Raw genomic sequence first — 17718 nt, forward strand, 5'->3', positions numbered from 1 at the left:
AGAAGTGATAACCGGACATACCAAGCTTTACGGCATCGTCGCCAACCCAATCGCTCACGTCAAAACACCCGAAGAGATGAACAATCACTTCGAAGCGTTGGGCTATGACGGCGTTTTGGTGCCATTCCATGTCGTGCCTGAAAATCTCGGGCGTTTCATCGACAATCTGCGCGGGATCGAGAACTTTGGCGGTCTGATTGTTACAGTTCCGCACAAGACGTCCGTTCTGGAGATGTGCGACCGGGTTGTCGGCGATGCCGCGCTGATCGGTGCTGTCAATACCATTCGTCGCGAGGCCGATGGTAGTCTGGTTGGCGCGATGCTGGACGGAAAAGGGTTCGTAAACGGTCTTGAATTCAACGGTATCGATGTGGCGGGCATGGATGCCTGCCTTCTCGGTGCGGGCGGTGCTGGAGCGGCGATTGCTTTCGCACTTGCCGAAGCTGGTGTCGCGAAGCTGACCATTGTCAATCGTTCTGAAGAAAAGTCACGCGATCTGGCAGCGCGCGTGAGCCGCCGCTACCCTTCCGTCAAGGTTATGGCTGGGGCACCAGAAACTTCCAAACGCGATCTTGTCGTAAATGCTACGTCCCTCGGCTTGCGTCCCGGTGACGGCTTGCCGCTCGACGATCTTTCCTTCCATGACGGTCAGATTGTGGCTGAAGTGATCATGGAACCCGAAATTACACCATTGCTGGCTGCCGCCCAAGAAAAGGGTGCACGTATCCATTTTGGTCGTCCGATGCTGCGACAGCAAATTCGCCTCATGGCGCAGCATATGGGCGTCAAGGCAGCGGCAGCTTAAAATGCCACGGAGTCAAATTTAGATGGCACAGGCTCTTCCGCAAAACGCGCGCTTCGATTTCATTATCGTAGGCGGTGGTACTGCTGGCTGCATTCTCGCCGAGGCGCTCACCCGCTCGGGCCGAAACAAGGTTCTGCTTTGCGAGGCCGGTGGCGAAGCAAGGTCACCCTGGATTCGCATCCCGGCTGGTTTCTACAAGCTTCTGGTCAATAAGCGTTACAACTGGGGTTTTTGGAGCACGGAAGAGGCAGCGACGGATTTTCGTCGCATCGCCATCCCACGCGGAAAGGGTCTCGGTGGTTCAACACTCATCAATGGCATGATTTATGTCCGCGGTCAGCCGCAGGATTATGAACACTGGCAAGAGCGGGGCGCCGCTGGTTGGGACTGGCAAGGTGTCCTACCATATTTCAAGGCCATTGAGCGCTGGCAGCTTCCAGATCCAGACGGTTTGCGCGGTCTTTCCGGACCGTTACCCGTAAATGAAGTGGTCGAAAAAAATGCCATTGGCGAGGCATTCATTGCTGCCGCGCAAGCGCAAGGCCAGAAATTCAATCCTGATTATAATGGTGCATCCCAGGAAGGTGTGGGCTGGTATCAGGTCAATCAATCGGGCGGTGAACGTTATTCGGCGGATCGTGCCTGGCTTGCGCAGGCGCGCAAACGCTCGAACCTGACCGTCCTGACCAACACCCGCGTGACGCGTATTCTCCTTGAGGGCAAGAAAGCTGTTGGCGTGGCTTTGACCGATGGTGGAGAAAGCTGCAACGTGTTGGCGAACGAAGTCATCATGACGGCAGGCGCAATCCAGACCCCCCAGCTTCTGGAGCTATCAGGCATTGGCGATCCGGATCGGCTGAAATCGATCGGCATAGAACCGGTTCACGCATTGCCGGGTGTGGGGGAAAACTACCTCGATCATTTCTGCACAAGAATGAACTGGCGTGTTTCGCAACCCGTAACGTTGAACGAATATACACGCGGACCGCGCCTTGTGGGTGAGGTTTTGAAATATGCGCTGAAACGGCGTGGCGTGCTAACCTATGGCACGGGTTTGAACCATGCGTTTCTGCGGTCGCGCCCAGAGCTTGATCGGCCAGACGTACAGTTTTTCTTTATGCATGCAAGTTACGCCAATGCTGCCGAGCGCAAGCTCCACCATTTTCCCGGCATGACGCTGGGGGTAACGCAGTTGAGGCCCCGGTCTCGCGGTTCGATCCATGCCGTGTCGGCGGATATCAATGTGCAGCCCGCTATCGTGCCGAACTTCCTGGACCACGAAGAAGACCGCCGCGCGATGGTGGACGGTATGAAGCTCGCGCGTCGGATCATCGACCAGAAGCCAATGGACGCCTTTCGCGTGGCAGAACTCAGCCCGGGTGAAAATTGCGCACGCGACGAGGATTGGCTGGCCTTTGCACGGGCCAATGGTCAGACGATCTATCATGCGGCGGGAACCTGCAGGATGGGTGAAGATTCCGGTGCGGTGGTTGACCCTTCGCTGCGTGTCCACGGGATATCGGGACTAAGGGTAATCGACGCCTCGGTCATGCCGGAAATGGTGTCCGGCAATACGCAGGCGGCCGTTATGATGCTGGCGGCCAAAGGGGCCGATCTCGTTTTGGGCAATAAACATTAAGTCGCTGTCGGGCGCACCGCTTGCGGCGCAATTGAATTATGCAGGAGATATCGATGTATCCTAAACTGACCCTGATCGTAGGTGGCGAAGAGCGTAACGAAGGTTCCGCTGGAACGCTGCGTCTGACAGACCCTTCGGACGGACGCGAACTGACAGTTGCTCCGCGTGCGGGTCGTGCGGAGGCAGAAGAAGCTGCCAGTTCTGCCGCGCAGGGTGGTGCCCAGTGGGCTGCGCTTTCGGCACTGGAGCGGTCCAAGATCATGCGCCGGGCAGCCGACATCATGCGCGAGCGTGCAGATGAGGCCGCCCTTGTCATGTCGATGGAACAGGGCAAGCCTCTGGTCGAGGCGCGGGGCGAGTGGCTGGGTTCAGCTGATCTTCTTGACTGGTTTGCCGAAGAAGGTCGGCGTGTTTACGGTCGTATCGTGCCTTCGCGTGCGCCAAACATTCAGATACAGGTGCTGAAGCATCCGGTCGGACCCGTGGCGGCCTTCACGCCCTGGAATTTTCCGGCATGGAATACGATGCAAAAGGTGGCCCCCGCATTGGGCGCAGGCTGTCCGGTCGTCATCAAGCCAGCGTCGGATACGCCTGGCACCGCATGGCTGATCGGCAAATGCCTGCTCGCGGCTGGATTGCCGCCCAAGGCTATTTCCGTCATCTGGGGGGCGACGTCCGAGCTTTCCGATACGCTTATCAAGGCACCTGAAATTCGGAAGGTCTCGCTGACCGGTTCAACGCGTGTGGGGCGTATCGTTGCCGCACAAGCGGGTGAACAGCTCAAGAAAGTTACAATGGAACTTGGTGGGCACGGTCCGGTCATTGTGGCGGCGGATGCTGATCTCGATCACCTGATTCCGCTCGCCGTGCAATGGAAGTTCCGCAATTGCGGACAGGTTTGCGTTTCGCCAACGCGCTTCATCGTCGATGCTTCCATCCACGATGAATTCGTACGCCGTTTCGCTGAAAAGGCGCAGGAACTGAAGGTGGGCAAGGGTGTTGAGGCAGACACGCAGATGGGGCCGCTGACGTCGGCGAGCCAGCTTGAAACGGTTGTCGATATGGTCGCTGATGCCGTTACCAAGGGAGCCAAGGTTGAGACCGGCGGTGAACGGATTGGCGAAAGCGGGAATTTCTATGCGCCAACAATCCTGTCAGGCATGAAATCCGATATGCTGGCAATGAACGAAGAGCCCTTCGGCCCGCTCGCCCTCGTCATGCGCGTGAGTTCGCTCGATGAGGCCATCGCCGAGGGCAATCGGCTCCCGGTTGGTCTGGGTGCCTATCTTTTCACCTCTAGCATGACGACGGCACACAAGGTGCAAAACAGGCTGAAGAGCGGCATGCTTGGCGTCAATCATTTCGCGCTCGCCTTGCCTGAAACACCTTTCGGTGGTGTCCGCGATTCCGGCTTCGGTTCTGAAGGTGGTCTGGAAGGTATTGAAGCCTATCTGACGACGATGACCGTCACGACGATGATGGTCTGAAATCGTAAGCCCCGAGCACGAAAAGCCCTGCCATGGGTGGGGCTTTTCAAGAGATGTTGTGCCAGACAGCAAAGATGTCAGAGGTCGTTCTTACCCGACAGATACGTTGTCATGCGCTTCGCGGCATTTCTCAAATGTAGCTCTGCCGCAATTCCGGCGTCGTCTGCCAGACCTTTTTCGATTGCCTGATAGATGGCCTTGTGTTCATCCTGCACTGCATCCAGCATGCCGGTCAGATTGGCACGCGTATTGGTGCGGGCCTGACGGATAACGTGGCGGGCCCCATATTCAAGATGCTTGCACAACGCAATAAAGTGCTGGTTATGGGTGGCCATCACGATGGCGTCATGGAAAGCATAGTCTTCTTCATCACCCAATTGATCGCTGATGATCGCATATTCCAGACCGATAAGCGCCCGCTTGATCCGTTTGAGGTCTTCGTCCGTGCGTTTGACCGCCGCAATTCGGGTGGCCGCAACTTCGACGGCAACCAGAAGCTCCATCAGCTGCTCTAAAGACTGCGTTTCCTCAATGGCGAGTGGTTGGATCCGGAATGCTTTTTCGCTGCTTTTGTCGATGACAAAGACCCCGCTGCCTGCGCGGGCTTCGACCAGTCCATCCAGTTTCAATTGCGACAATGCTTCGCGAACAACCGGTCGGCTGACCGCGTATTCGGCTGATAGCTCGCGTTCGCTTGGCAGTTTCGTGCCGACAGGAAATTCACCATTGCCGATGCGCTTCTCGATTTGTCGGGCGAGCTCATGGGGTAAATGGCCGGATAAGCGTGGGGGCGGCGCATTGCCGGTCGTTTCTTTCATCGCACCCCTCGCACAATTCTGTTTCGTTTCTGAATCATCAGGCTTCACGCACAGATATCAAAATGCCGTAACTGGTCTAACAAGTCAACGGCCCTCCCTGAAGTGCCCGGCGGCAACGACGTGAAATGACAAATTTTGAAGACGGTAAGTTAAAAAATAACAACAAAAACAGTATGATATTTTTTGTATCGACTGGCCTTACTTGTCTATTGACTGGTCTTACCAGTTTGAGTTACGAATCTGAAACTGAAAGATGGGGTGGCAGTTCTTGTGACTGTCAGATGCCGATCGGGGAGAGATCGGGAGGATGACTATGATGACTATGACAGCGCCGCTTGAAGTCGGGCTTGCCGTCAGAGACATGACGCGGATGCGCGCTTTCTATGAAGGCGCTTTGGGTCTGAGTTTTGTTTCCGAAATATATGTCGGCAGTGCGAAGGCAGCGCGGGCTGCCTTGAGTCCCGACGGCTACACCGTGGTTCGTCTGCAGTCGCAAAAGGGTGAACGTATCAAGTTGCTTCAGCCCGACCGTCTGCCAGCGGCGGGTGACGCACCCGGCCAAGGCTTTATTCTGGAGCGTGCGGGTGCCAGCTATCTGACATTCATCGTTGACGATTTGAAGGCGCTTGTCGGTGATCTCATCAGACATGGTGCTGAACTGTTGACCGGCAGCGAGCCGGTTGAGGTGCGTCCCGGAGTATGGCTCGCTTTTCTGAGCGATCCCGAGGGGCATATCGTGGAAATCGTTCAGTATGACGATGTTTCCGTTTACCGCGCCGATCTGGCTTAAAGGACCCGACAATGATGTTTGATTTTAACAACCGGACCCTTGTACTGTCCGGCGCGAATGGCGGGATCGGTCGTTCTATTGCCGCGCTGTTTTATGCCTCGGGCGCTAATCTGGTTCTGACGGACATTGACAAGAGCGCATTGGACAGTTTTGCAGCTTCATTGGGTAACGACGAGCGTATTGCGACCCTACAGGCGGATGCTGCAAGTGCGGAGGATGCCGAAAAGACGATAGCGCTGGCGGGCGAGCGATTTGGCGGGATCGATTTTCTTGTGCCATCTGCCGGTATCTATCAGGCCAAGCCGTTTGCTGAGATGAGCGATGTTGATTGGCACCGCACGATCTCAATCAATCTCGACGGCGTTTTCTACCTCTGCAAACGTGCGCTTCCCGCTCTGAACGAAGGCTCGTCCATAGTAACATTGGCGTCACTGGCCGCCTATCGCGGCGCATTTGTGAACGCCCATTATGGTGCCACCAAGGGCGCGATGGTTTCCATGACCCGCGCCCTGTCGCGCGAGCTTGCGCCCAAAACGCGGGTCAATGGTGTGGCCCCGGGCATCATAGAAACGCCGATGATCATCGATCTGCTCAAGACACGTATGGATGAGACCATGTCGCAGACACCGCTCAAACGTCTCGGCAAGCCATCCGAAATCGCGTCAGTTGTCGCTTTCCTCTGTTCACCGGCAGCCAGCTTTATCACTGGCGAAACCATTCAGGTGAATGGCGGAATTTATATGGCGTAAGCGCCTTGCGTAAGGGAATGGACGCAAAATGGAACTCTTGAAGGACAAGCTTGTACTCGTCACAGGGGCGGGGCGCGGTCTTGGCGCGGCAATTGCCGCTGGCATGGCGGCGCAGGGTGCACGGCTTATTCTGGTAGATATCGATGGCGAGGCAGCAAAGGCGCAGGCCGCACATCTGGTAGCGCAAGGTTATGCCGCCGAAGGTTACCCACTGGACGTCACCGACCGTATCGCCGTCAAAAACCTTGCCGCCGATATTCTGGAGCGACTGGGCGGCCTTGACGTGCTGGTCAACAATGCCGGTGTTGCTGGTCGTGCAGCCTTCGATCAGCCGGAAGCTACCGAAGTGTGGGATCGCGTCATCGGGGTCAATCTTGAAGGTGCGTTCAATGTTTCGCATGCCTTTGTGCCTGCGTTGAAAGCCGCGAAGGGCAATGTGGTTCACCTTTGTTCCGTGGCAGGCTTCGTGGCCGGTGGGTCGACAGCCGGTTACGTCGTTTCCAAAGGCGCGATCCGCTCACTGACACAAGTCATGGCACGTGATCTCGCCCCTTTTGGCATCCGCGTCAATGCGGTCGCGCCCGGGATCATGATGAGCGAGATGGCAGTCGCCCAGCTCAATCGCCCCGGCGGTGCGGATTGGTTCATGAACCGCGTTTTGTTGAAGCGCATCGGTGAAACCAACGAAGTCGTCGATCCTGTCGTTTTCCTGGCCTCCGCCATGGCGAGCTACATCACCGGCACGATCTTGCCGGTCGATGGTGGCTTCCTGGCTGCCTGATTGTCAATACAGAGCATAGCTCCGGAGATTTTTGATGCCCGAATATAAAGATCTTGTTCCGCACAGCTTCTGGCGGGAAGTCATCCCAACGGATGCCGATCGTGCCGCCTTCGATCTCACGCTTGGCGGGACAATGCTTTCCCAAATGCATTTGATCCGGGCCTTTGAAGAAAAAGTCCTGGAACTTGCGGGTCAGGGTCTCGTGCACGGTCCAGCGCATTCGGCAATTGGACAGGAAGGCGGTGCCGTAGGTTCTGCAGTATCGTTGAGAGCCAGCGATCAGATAAATGGCTCCCACCGCGCCCACCATCAGTTTCTTGCCAAGGCGCTTGGTTATGTCGCCCAGAGCGGCATCGATCCCAAGAGCGCGTTCAATCAGGATGTTCGCGAACTCGCACAACGCACACTCGCGGAAATTTTGGGCTTGTCGCAGGGCTTTTGTCGTGGTCGCGGCGGTTCGATGCATTTGCGTTGGGCCGAATCCGGCAATCTTGGCACCAATGCCATTGTCGGCGGTGGTGTGCCGATGGCAGCTGGCGCGGCATGGGCGCATAAGCGGGCCGGTTCCGGTGATGTCGTCTACACCTATTTCGGCGATGGAGCGACCAATATCGGTTCGGTTCTGGAAACCATGAACCTCGCTGCCGCCTGGAAACTGCCGATTTGCTTCTTTATCGAAAATAATCGCTATGCGGTCTCCACGCATGTGGACGAAGTGACCGCCGAAACGCGGCTTTCCTCGCGTGGTCTCGCATTCAATATTCCATCCTTCAAGGTTGACGGCATGGACCCTATCGCCGTCTGGCTGGCCTCGGAGCAAGCCAACGCAATCATGCGGGCAGGCGATGGTCCGACGATTATCGAAGCCGACGTCTATCGTTATTTCCACCAGAATGGTCCGCTGCCGGGAAGCGCCTTCGGCTATCGTTCCAAGGAAGAAGAAGCGGAATGGCGCGGTCGCGATCCACTCGACGCATTGGCTGAAACGCTGCTCAAACGTCAGGCTTTGGGCGATGACGCAATCAAGGCATTGCGTGAGCGTTGCGTGTCTCTCATGAATGATGTCGCAGGCGAACTGATCGAAATGCATGAGGGCAAGCGTCGTATCATTCCTGCGCTTTGGCCTGAAGAAAGCTTCCGCGATTTCGGACTGCGTGGAGACCTGTCGGAATTCAGCGGTGTGCGCTTTGAAGAGCAGGAGCAATTCTCCGGCAAGCTGACCGACGATGCGCGTTTCATCGATGCTGTTGCCGATGTCATGACACGCCGCATGCAGACCGACGAGCGCATCGTTGTTCTGGGCGAAGACGTGCACCGTCTCAAAGGCGGAACCAATGGCGCAACGCGCGGGCTGTCGGCAGAGTTTCCAGATCGTGTGCTGGGAACGCCGATTTCCGAAAACGCCTTCACCGGCGTTGCAGGCGGTATGGCCGCCGATGGCCGGGTGCTTCCGGTGATCGAATTCATGTATCCCGACTTCATGTGGGTTGCCGCCGATCAGGTATTCAACCAGATCGGCAAGGCTCGCCACATGTTTGGTGGTGATAGCGATATGCCAGTGGTGTTGCGCACGAAAGTTGCGATGGGCACAGGATATGGCTCGCAGCACTCTATGGACCCGGCGGGCATTTTCGCGACCGCGCCCGGCTGGCGCATTGTTGCCCCCTCGACGCCATTCGACTATGTCGGCCTGATGAATTCGGCGTTGCTTTGTCGCGACCCGGTTCTGGTTCTCGAACATGTCGATCTTTACGCCTCGAAGGGCGCTGCACCGGCAGACGATCTCGATTACTTCATTCCGCTGGGTAAGGCGAAGGTGGTGCGTTCCGGTTCGAAGGTTACGGTCCTGACTTATCTGGCCATGGTAGCCAAGACGCAAGCGGTGGTCGATGCGTTGGGTATTGACGCTGAAATCATCGATCTGCGTTCACTCGACCGGGCAGGGCTTGACTGGGAGACTATCGAAGCCTCGATCCGCAAAACGGGGAATGTCCTGATTGTGGAGCAGGGCGCGTCGGGCACATCCTATGGCGGCTGGCTAGCGGATGAATTACAGCGCCGTTGCTTCGACTGGCTGGATCAACCGATAGCCCGTGTTCATGGTGCCGAGGCGTCACCATCCATCTCGAAGGTTCTGGAAGCCGCCGCTGCGGCGCGACCGCAGGATATCGATGCAGGTCTGCGTGCGGTCATGGCAGCCCAGGGTCTGCCGATCGAAGGCTGAAGGAAGGAAACAGACAATGCCGATTGAAGTTGTATTGCCTGCCCTTTCGGCAGGAATGGAAGATGCTGTCATTGCGCGTTGGCTCAGGGCGGAAGGTGACACGGTCAGTAAGGGCGATCTGATTGCCGAAGTCGAAACCGACAAGGCGACGATGGAACTCGAAGCTAAAACTGATGGGCGTATCGGCAAGCTATTCGTCCAGAACGGCGAACGGGCAAACGTCAATCAGGTCATTGCCGTCCTGTTGACAACTGGAGAAGACCAATCCGCGATTGCTGACCCTCTTGTCACTGAACAGGTTGTCACAGTCCCGGTGGAAGTGGCAGCTCATAGTATTCGTTTGTCTTCCGACAATGCTGCAGTGGCGTCCCTCGCACAGCTTTCGAATGGCACTCGCCATAAGGCCTCACCTCTTGCACGACGTCTGGCAATGGAGCACGGCATCTCACTCGATGGCGTTCTCGGCAGTGGCCCTAAAGGCCGCATTGTGCGCATCGACATAGAGCGCCTCGTTACGTCCCGAACGATTGCCCCCACACCTCAACCGGTCGCAACAGTTGCATCGTTATCACCGAAGGGTCTCCCGGCAGGTATCGGTGAATATGAAACCATTCCGCACACATCGATGCGTCGTACCATTGCGCGTCGGCTGCTTGAGGCGAAAACAACGGTACCGCATTTCTATCTCAATGCTGATTGCGATATCGATGCACTTCTAACGCTGCGCGGCCAGATTAACGAGAAGCGCGATAGTGCGTCACGAATTTCCGTCAATGACTTCGTTATTAAGGCTGCGGCCGTCGCCCTGCGCCGGGTGCCCGATGCCAATGTCATTTGGACGGACGACGCATTGCTGAAGCTCAAAAGTGTGGATATTGCCGTGGCTGTTGCGACGGATGGCGGCCTCATCACGCCTATCATCCGCAATGCTGACCAAATCAGCATTGGCGCGCTCTCTGCGGAGATGAAATCTCTGGTAGCCCGGGCCAGAGACAACCGATTGAAACCGGAGGAGTTTCAGGGGGGCGGTTTCTCGATCTCCAATCTTGGCATGTATGGCGTCAAATCGTTCTCAGCCATCATCAACCCACCACAAAGTGCCATTTTGGCGGTCGGCGCGGGTGAACGTCGCCCGGTTGAACGCGAGGGTCAACTTGCATTCGCAACGATGATGAGCCTGACACTTTCCGTCGATCATCGTGCGGTGGACGGTGCCTTGGGTGCGCAATTGCTTGCAGCATTCAAGATGGCCATCGAAGATCCGATGTCACTGCTGGTCTGATTGGGTGGCGTTTGGTTGAAGACTGCAACTACCGCGAACGGTGCTTGCAGTCTTCAACGGATATGCAATGGTTTTCGCGCCTTGACTATCCGTGGCTGGAATCGTTTGGCACAACCGGTTCTGAATTGTTCCGGACTTTGCCTCGATGGAAAATGAACAATCCCGCCAAAACAATGACTGAAGCGCCAACCAGCATCATCGCATCGGGAAGATCGTTAAAGAATAACCATCCGAGAACAATTGCCCAGAGCAGCAGAGTATATTGCAACGGTGCCAGCACGGATGCCGGAGCGAGTTTCAGTGCGCGCGTGATCAGAAGATGCGCTGTGCATGAGACAACACCCAATAGTAGCAGTGCAAGCAATTGATTGGTGTCCATAGGATTCCAGTTGCCGATGCTGAGAACCATGCCGATTACGAGACAGCCTACTGTCTGCCAGGTTACCAGTGTCGCGTCGGGCGTGGAACGAAGCACGCGACCCAGAACCAGCGTGAGTGCGAACGCTATACTACCCAACAGGCCGAAGATTGAAGGCCACGACAACATTGCTGAAGATGGGCGCAAGGCGATGACGACACCGGCGAACCCGATAAGAACCGCGAGCCAGCGACGCCAGCCGATCTTCTCACCGAGCAGGAAATGCGAAAGGGCCGCAATATAGATCGGGCCTGCCATATAAAAGGTCATAACATCGGCGAGCGGCAGATAAGCAACAGCGGCATAGAAAAGCCCGGTGTCGGCAGTTGCCAAAATGACGCGAGCCAGTTGCAGGCTTGGCTTTTCCACCTGAAAAAGCGATGTTTTTGGCCGCCGGGAAAGCATGGGGCCGAGAACGAGAAACGCGCCAACCGAGCGGATGAACAGAACCTGGCCGACAGAAAAGCTCTCTACCAGCCATTTTCCCATGGCGTCGTTCATGGCAAACATGAAGTCGCCGAGCAACATCAGAAGAATGCCGGCAAGGATTGCATTGCCGCTCACGGCAACGGCGATTTTGTTATTCATAATTTTGGACGTCCGCCCGATTTGGAAGTCTGCTTGACGGATACAGAAATTCCGTCAAAAGCACCCGCATTGCCTATAATGTCCGCAATTGCTTACGCTTCAGGCAGAATCCTTGCAAGCGCCTTTTGTTGGCTTCGATGGCGCTGATCATTCAAGTTCTCGGGGTGTTTTTGTGCCCATTAAGATCAAAGCCCGTCTAATTTAATAGACGGGCTTATGCCAAAATACTTATTCGCCCAGCACTATGCTCGCTTGGGATGAGGGCCCTGCTGCTGGTCAGGCAAGCACGAGAATCTTGACTGGCAATAAGTACTTCGGCCATCAACCGGCAAAGGAACGACAAGCCGGAAGATCAGTTCACTCAGAGTCCGTTGAAGAATGTGCTGAGCCGGTCCATCGCCTGTTCGAGCCTTTCGTAGCTTTCAGAGCCGAAGCACACCCGCAGGTGGTTGTCACCCGATTTGCCGTAGAAGCCACCAGCTTCCATAACGACGCCGACTTGTTCAAGGATCATGTCCGCCGCCTTTTGGGAGGTAAGGCCAGTGCCACTGATGTCTGGAAAAGCGTAGATCGTGCCCTGCGGACTCTCGCAGGTCACGCCCGGCATTTGGTTGAGGCGGCTGACAACGAGGTCACGCTTGCGGCGGTCGTCGGCGACCATCTCATCAAGAATAGCAGCCGGGCCGGTCACAGCAGCCAGGGCGCCGTACTGAATGAAAGTGTTGACGTGGGTGATCTCGTTTGCCGTGAGCTTGAGGAAAGCAGGCATCATGGACGCATCGGCGACGACGTAGCCAAGCCGCCATCCATCCATCGCATAGGCTTTGGTGAAGGCGAACATCGAAATCGTGCGTTCCTTCATGCCCGGCAATGCGGCGATAGAGATATGTTCCGCGCCATCGAACAAAATTTGCTCATAGACCTCGTCGGAGACGATGACGAGATCGTGTTTGATGGCCAGGTCCGCCAGAATTTCAAGTTCGGCGCGGCTATAGACACGGCCAGTCGGGTTGGAGGGATTGACCAGCACGATCATGCGTGTCCGCGTGGTAATCAACGGTTCGATCAACTCGCGGCTGATGCTGAAATTCGTCTTGTGATCGAGCGGCGCCAATACTACGCGAGCGCCGGTCATCTCGATCTTGTTGATATGCTGCGGATAATAGGGTTCCAGCAGGATCGCCTCGTCGCCCTCATCAAGGAGAGCCATGAAAGCGACAAATGATGCCTGGGTCAGGCCATTGACCATGAGAATTTCGTCGGCGCTCACGTCGATCTTGTTGTAGTCGGCGAGTTTTGTCTTCAGGGCTTGGCGCAGTTCCGCTTCGCCGCGCATGTCGCTGTAATGCACGTGACCGTCACGCAAGGCCTTGATCGCGGCGTCCTTAATATGCGCTGGCGTGTCGTGGAAGGGCCGACCGAGTTCGAGATGAATGAGGTCAACGCCGGAGGAAGCCAGTGCTGCGGCCTTCTGGAACATGCCGAAGCTCTTGGGAGAGGTTTGCGTAATCCGCCGCGCAAAACGTGCCATCTGATCATTCCTGTGCTGGTCTCTATAAGCCCGGATTATCGTTTCAGGGCCGTGATGCAGATTCATTACTCAACTTTGAGCGTTTGATCAAATGATATATCGGCTTGTTTTCGGTCCTGCGAAATGCAAAAGTTGAGTGGAGTATTGTTCGCCAACCAAGCAAGGAGTCTGATTGTTGTCACTCGATGAAGGATTTGGTCCCGTTTCCGGCCGAGTGACCGTACAGGATGCAGTCTACCTGCAGTTGCGAGAGGCATTGCTGATTGGCCGTTTCGATCCCGGTCAGGTGCTGACCATCGCGTCTTTGTCGCAGACATTCGATACCAGCCATATGCCCGTGCGCGAGGCGTTGCGGCGGCTTGCGGCGGAGAACGCGCTGGAGGTGGCGCGCAACGGTTCGGCGCGAGTGCCGCCCGTCAGTGTCGCGCGGCTGGATGATTTGTGTCAGGCAAGGGCCACAGTGGAGGGCCTTGCAACCGAATTGGCGGCGCAGGCCATTACTGCGGATGAAATCGACGCACTTGAAGCCAATATCGTGCTGCATGAAGCTTGCGCTGGCGAGGAGCAGGTTTACGCCATGCTCGATCGCAATCGCGAATTTCACTATCTGATCTATAAAGCTTCCCATTCCGAAGTTCTTATGCAGCTGATAGACACGCTGTGGTTGCGGTATGGTCCATATATGCGAATGTTATCGGCCTATGTGCAGCCGCGCATGAAGGCGGAAGGCGACAAGGCTTATACGCGGAATCACCGCCGCATCGTCGCGGCGATGAAGTCGCGTGACGCTGGCCGTGCCCGCGAGGCCATGGTGTCCGATATACGCGATACGCAGGATCTTTTGCGTACGCTGATCGTGGAATAGTAACCACCCGCTGCTTCCGCATGTGCGTTATCTCCATTCTGCGTCTAAAAAAATTCAATTTAAATCAATGGCTTGATTGGCTTTCAGTGCTGAGCTGCATACAATTGTGCGGTCTGCCCGGTCACCGGATTGACGTTATCCGAATACTGTGATCTTTTGATCAAAATATTCGAGGTCTGAAATGTCTGACTATTTCCTCTATCATTCGATCGGCACTTTCCCCGGTAAGGCGGAAAAGATGGCGGAAGCTTTGTCCGCTTTCTCAGCCGTTTGGTCTGCTGAGGATGATGGTCAATGGCCAGCCGCGCTGGCTGCACGTCAGACTTTCATTGATGCCTGGCGGAATGTGATCGATGCGCCAGCGGGTTCGCTGACGACAGCCGAGAATGTTACAACCGCGCTTTACAGCATCATCGGCGGCCTGCCAGCAGAGCGTCTGCGCGGTAAGCGGCTGCTTGTGGCCGCCGATTGTTTCCCGAGCCTGCATTTCATGCTGGCAGGCATCGCGCAGCGCTTTGGTTTTACGCTGGACACTGTGCCAATGCGTCCCGGCGAGGCATGGGTGCGTGATGAGGATTTCATCGCGCGCTGGCAGGACGATGTGGGCGTTGCACTGCTGACATTCGTTTCATCCACCACCTCGCATAAGGTGGATGTTGAAGCCCTTTGCGCCCATGGCCGAGCGATGGGAACACTCGTCGGTGTCGATATCACGCAGGGCGTCGGCGTTCTGCCGTTCTCTGTCAAGGCGACCGGGGCTGATTTCGTCGTTTCCACCTCGCTGAAATGGCTGTGCGGCGCTTCAGGCGCCGGGATCATACAGGTCACACCATCGTTGTTGGCCGATTTGCGGCCCGAGCTTCGGGGTTGGTTCAGTCAGGAAAACCCCTTTTCCTGGGATCTCGACGGGTTTTCCTTTGCAGGTGATGCGCGGCGCATGGATCATGGTACGCCAGCGATTCTGGCTTCGGTCGCGTCTCTGCCAGGTATCCAATGGGCGATGGAGCAGGGTGTCGACAATATCCGCGCGAACAATCTCGCTAGCGCCCATGCAATCATTGCGCGCGCACAGAATCTGGGTTGGAAACTTGTTTCCCCGGTCGATGATGCACGGCGCGGCGGCAGCGTGATGCTGACCCTGCCATCCGATGTCGTTCCGGCAGCGGTTGTATCGGCGCTGCGCGAGCAGAAAATCTATTGCGATGCGCGCGGCAGCACGATGCGGCTATCGCCAGGATACGTCACGTCCACCGATGCGGTCGACCACCTATTCACCGCGCTTGAACGCATTGTGCCGAAACGAAATTCCTGATGCAGATTACAGGCACGATAAACTATCGATCATAATCAGAGACACGAAGTCCAGAGAGGAACCATGTTTAAAAAAGTCGCTATTCTGACAGCTGCGGCGTTGTCGTTTATGGTTTCGTCCGCCTTTGCGGACGGCAAGATTGTTGTCGGCTCCTATGCGGCCAACCCGCCATGGGAATTCAAGAACGAGAAGGGTGTCTTCGAGGGCTTTGAAGTCGATGTCGCGACCGAAGCCGCAAAGCGGCTCGGCATGGACGTTGAATTCCAGCCTCTCGGTTTCCAGGCGCTGTTTGCCGCCACCAGTTCGGGCCGTATCGATTTCGCCATTTCGTCCATTTCGGTCACGAACGAACGCCTGAAGACGCAGTCTTTCACGCAGCCTTATTACGACAGCGACGGCACAATCGTCGGCAAGGCCGATGCACCAGTCAAGGCGCTGGAAGACCTCAAGGGCAAGGTGATCGGCGTCGTCGCTGGCACCACGGGCGAGAGCTGGGCGAAGGAAAACGCCGAGAAGCTTGGCGTTGCCGAGGTCAAGAGCTATGCGGCTCAACAGGATCTGCTGCTCGACGTGCAGACGGGTCGAATTGTCGGTGGCGCCGGTGAACTGGCCGGCTTCCAGTACGCGATCCAGAAAATGCCGGCCTTGAAGGTTCTCGTTCGTATCCCGACTGGTGAACGCTTTGCCATGATGGCCAAGAAGGACCTCGAAATCCTGCCGAAGGTCAATGATGCGATTTCCAAGATGAAGGAAGATGGCACTCTCGCCGCCATCCACAAGAAGTGGTTCGGTGTTGAACCGGATGCCGGTACTTCGACCGTCAAACCGATGCCGGTTCCATCCGCGCAGTAAACGCGAACGGCTGCGTCGGAGTGTCTGACGCAGCCGCCTCTCAAACCATCTCAGGATTTCCGGATTGATGCCATGGGTCTGATCGAAACGTTTTTCAATTGGGACATTCTCGTCCGGTCCTTTCCAATTCTGCTGCTCGGGCTCGGGAATACCCTGCTTCTGGGCGTGACCGCCATTTTCTTCGGCAGTCTTTTCGGTCTACTTCTTTGCTTTGTGCGCCTCTATGCGCCCAAACCGTTTCAGTATATCGCCATCGGCTATATCGATATCTTTCGGGCGTTGCCGGTTCTGGTGGTGTTGATCCTGATCTATTACGCACTGCCTTTCGTCGGCATTTCGTTTTCCTCTTTCACCTCGGCGACGCTGGCACTTTCCATGGTGCTCGCCGCTTTTACGGCTGAAGTTTGCCGCGCGGGCATCGAGAATGTGCCTAAGGGGCAGTTCGAAGCAGCGGTCTCGCTGGGCCTGCCTTTCTGGCAAGCAATGCGCAAGATCATTCTGCCGCAGGCACTCAAGGTCATGGTGCCCCCACTGACCTCCAATTGTATCTCGACGTTCAAGGATACAGCGCTCGCCTCGGTAGTTGCCATGCCAGATCTGCTCAAGCAGGCCAACGACACGCAAGCGCTGATGGCCAATCCCACGCCTTTGATTGGCGCCGCAATCATCTATTTCGCGTTCCTCTGGCCGATGGTTCGTCTGGTAGGCTATCTCGAAAAGCGCAGCGCCACCGCAAAGACCGCCCGCTGACCTCGCCAGAACTGGTTTCCCCCGATGACCGATAGTATCTCCGTAAACACGTCCGACCGCCCGGCCATCATTATGCGTGGCATCAACAAGTGGTACGGTAATTATCACGCGCTACGCGATGTCACCCTCTCCGTTGCGAAAGGCGAGCGCATCGTGATCTGCGGGCCATCGGGCTCGGGAAAATCGACAACCATCCGCTGCATCAATCAACTGGAAAAGCATGAAAGCGGCTCGATCGTCGTCGACGGCATAGAGCTTAACGGCAAGGGTCCGCAGCTGGATGCCATCCGCCGCGAGGTCGGCATGGTGTTCCAGCATTTCAACCTATTTCCGCATCTGACGATCCTTGAGAACTGCACCATCGCCCCGATGACGGTGAAGAAGATTCAACAAAAGGAAGCCGAAGACCTCGCCCGCAAGTATCTTGAGCGCGTACGCATTGGCCATCTGGCGGATCGCTATCCTTCGCAGCTTTCGGGAGGACAACAGCAGCGCGCAGCAATTTCGCGGTCGCTTTGCATGCAGCCTAAGGTGATGCTGTTCGACGAGCCGACCTCGGCGCTCGACCCCGAAACTGTGGGCGAAGTGCTCGATACGATGATCTCGCTGGCCGAAGACGGCATGACAATGCTGGTCGTGACCCATGAAATGGGCTTTGCCCGTCGGGTTGCCGACCGGGTGATCTTCATGGATCACGGCGCGATTTGCGAGGAAGCCAAGCCGCAAGATTTCTTCACCGCGCCGAAGAGCGAGCGGGCCGCCGCCTTCCTTCGACAGATCATGCACTAAACGCGAAAGCGGTACAGACATTCGTTTGGGAGTATCTC

General features: G+C 56.3%; 16 protein-coding genes. 13 read left to right on the forward strand and 3 right to left on the reverse strand.

The genetic code is table 11. The features are described 5' to 3' along the window. Positions 1–4 precede the first annotated feature (4 nt). Genes HWD97_RS19910 through HWD97_RS19920 form a run of 3 tightly spaced genes read left to right on the forward strand, consistent with a single transcriptional unit; the run spans position 5 to position 3931 of the window. A complete protein-coding gene (locus tag HWD97_RS19910) occupies positions 5–805 on the forward strand; it encodes a shikimate dehydrogenase (RefSeq protein ID WP_109366207.1) in 801 nt (266 codons plus the stop codon). A gap of 22 nt (positions 806–827) precedes the next feature. Beyond that, positions 828–2444 carry a GMC family oxidoreductase gene (locus HWD97_RS19915; RefSeq protein WP_109366206.1) on the forward strand — a complete coding sequence of 539 codons (1617 nt, stop codon included), beginning with the start codon at positions 828–830 and terminating at the stop codon, positions 2442–2444. 53 nt (positions 2445–2497) lie between these two features. Further along, a complete protein-coding gene (locus tag HWD97_RS19920; RefSeq protein ID WP_109366205.1) occupies positions 2498–3931 on the forward strand; it encodes an NAD-dependent succinate-semialdehyde dehydrogenase in 1434 nt (477 codons plus the stop codon). A 77-nt stretch (positions 3932–4008) separates the two neighbouring features. Here the strand turns inward: HWD97_RS19920 and HWD97_RS19925 are convergent, their stop codons facing one another. Next, the gene (locus HWD97_RS19925) at positions 4009–4749 is read right to left on the reverse strand and encodes a FadR/GntR family transcriptional regulator (protein WP_109366204.1); all 741 of its coding nucleotides are present in this window, start codon (positions 4747–4749) and stop codon (positions 4009–4011) included. Between the two features lie 313 nt (positions 4750–5062). Between HWD97_RS19925 and HWD97_RS19930 the strand changes: the two genes are divergently transcribed. The 5 genes from HWD97_RS19930 to HWD97_RS19950 are packed head-to-tail and all read left to right on the forward strand — an operon-like array spanning position 5063 to position 10575. Continuing rightward, entirely contained in the window at positions 5063–5539 is a 477-nt protein-coding gene (locus tag HWD97_RS19930) for a VOC family protein (RefSeq protein ID WP_109366203.1), read from the forward strand. Between the two features lie 11 nt (positions 5540–5550). Further along, complete coding sequence (locus tag HWD97_RS19935) at positions 5551–6288, forward strand: SDR family NAD(P)-dependent oxidoreductase (RefSeq protein ID WP_109366202.1); 738 nt, start codon at positions 5551–5553, stop codon at positions 6286–6288. A gap of 28 nt (positions 6289–6316) precedes the next feature. Next, on the forward strand, positions 6317–7069 hold the full coding sequence (locus HWD97_RS19940; protein WP_109366201.1) for an SDR family NAD(P)-dependent oxidoreductase: 753 nt from the start codon (positions 6317–6319) through the stop codon (positions 7067–7069). A gap of 34 nt (positions 7070–7103) precedes the next feature. Next, the gene (locus HWD97_RS19945) at positions 7104–9293 is read left to right on the forward strand and encodes a thiamine pyrophosphate-dependent enzyme (protein WP_109366200.1); all 2190 of its coding nucleotides are present in this window, start codon (positions 7104–7106) and stop codon (positions 9291–9293) included. 16 nt (positions 9294–9309) lie between these two features. Then, positions 9310–10575 (forward strand): pyruvate dehydrogenase complex dihydrolipoamide acetyltransferase, encoded by a 1266-nt coding sequence (locus HWD97_RS19950; RefSeq protein ID WP_109366199.1) that lies wholly within the window; start codon positions 9310–9312, stop codon positions 10573–10575. A gap of 85 nt (positions 10576–10660) precedes the next feature. Here the strand turns inward: HWD97_RS19950 and HWD97_RS19955 are convergent, their stop codons facing one another. Both HWD97_RS19955 and HWD97_RS19960 read right to left on the reverse strand, forming a co-directional pair. Further along, entirely contained in the window at positions 10661–11581 is a 921-nt protein-coding gene (locus tag HWD97_RS19955) for a DMT family transporter (RefSeq protein ID WP_109366198.1), read from the reverse strand. Between the two features lie 361 nt (positions 11582–11942). After that, entirely contained in the window at positions 11943–13112 is a 1170-nt protein-coding gene (locus HWD97_RS19960; protein ID WP_371835472.1) for a pyridoxal phosphate-dependent aminotransferase, read from the reverse strand. 175 nt (positions 13113–13287) lie between these two features. On the opposite strand from HWD97_RS19960, the gene HWD97_RS19965 reads away from it, so the two are divergent. The 5 genes from HWD97_RS19965 (at position 13288) to HWD97_RS19985 (ending at position 17680) form a co-directional block, all read left to right on the forward strand. Continuing rightward, complete coding sequence (locus HWD97_RS19965; protein WP_121537611.1) at positions 13288–13977, forward strand: GntR family transcriptional regulator; 690 nt, start codon at positions 13288–13290, stop codon at positions 13975–13977. 181 nt (positions 13978–14158) lie between these two features. After that, complete coding sequence (locus HWD97_RS19970; RefSeq protein ID WP_109366195.1) at positions 14159–15289, forward strand: aminotransferase class V-fold PLP-dependent enzyme; 1131 nt, start codon at positions 14159–14161, stop codon at positions 15287–15289. Between the two features lie 63 nt (positions 15290–15352). Continuing rightward, positions 15353–16141: an ABC transporter substrate-binding protein gene (locus HWD97_RS19975; RefSeq protein WP_109366194.1), complete on the forward strand. Its 789-nt coding sequence runs from the start codon at positions 15353–15355 to the stop codon at positions 16139–16141. A 72-nt stretch (positions 16142–16213) separates the two neighbouring features. After that, positions 16214–16891: an amino acid ABC transporter permease gene (locus HWD97_RS19980; protein WP_109366193.1), complete on the forward strand. Its 678-nt coding sequence runs from the start codon at positions 16214–16216 to the stop codon at positions 16889–16891. 24 nt (positions 16892–16915) lie between these two features. After that, a complete protein-coding gene (locus HWD97_RS19985; protein WP_109366192.1) occupies positions 16916–17680 on the forward strand; it encodes an amino acid ABC transporter ATP-binding protein in 765 nt (254 codons plus the stop codon). Positions 17681–17718 lie beyond the last annotated feature (38 nt).

Source organism: Ochrobactrum sp. C6C9, assembly GCF_022627935.1.
Classification (GTDB): Bacteria; Pseudomonadota; Alphaproteobacteria; order Rhizobiales; family Rhizobiaceae; genus Brucella; species Brucella teleogrylli.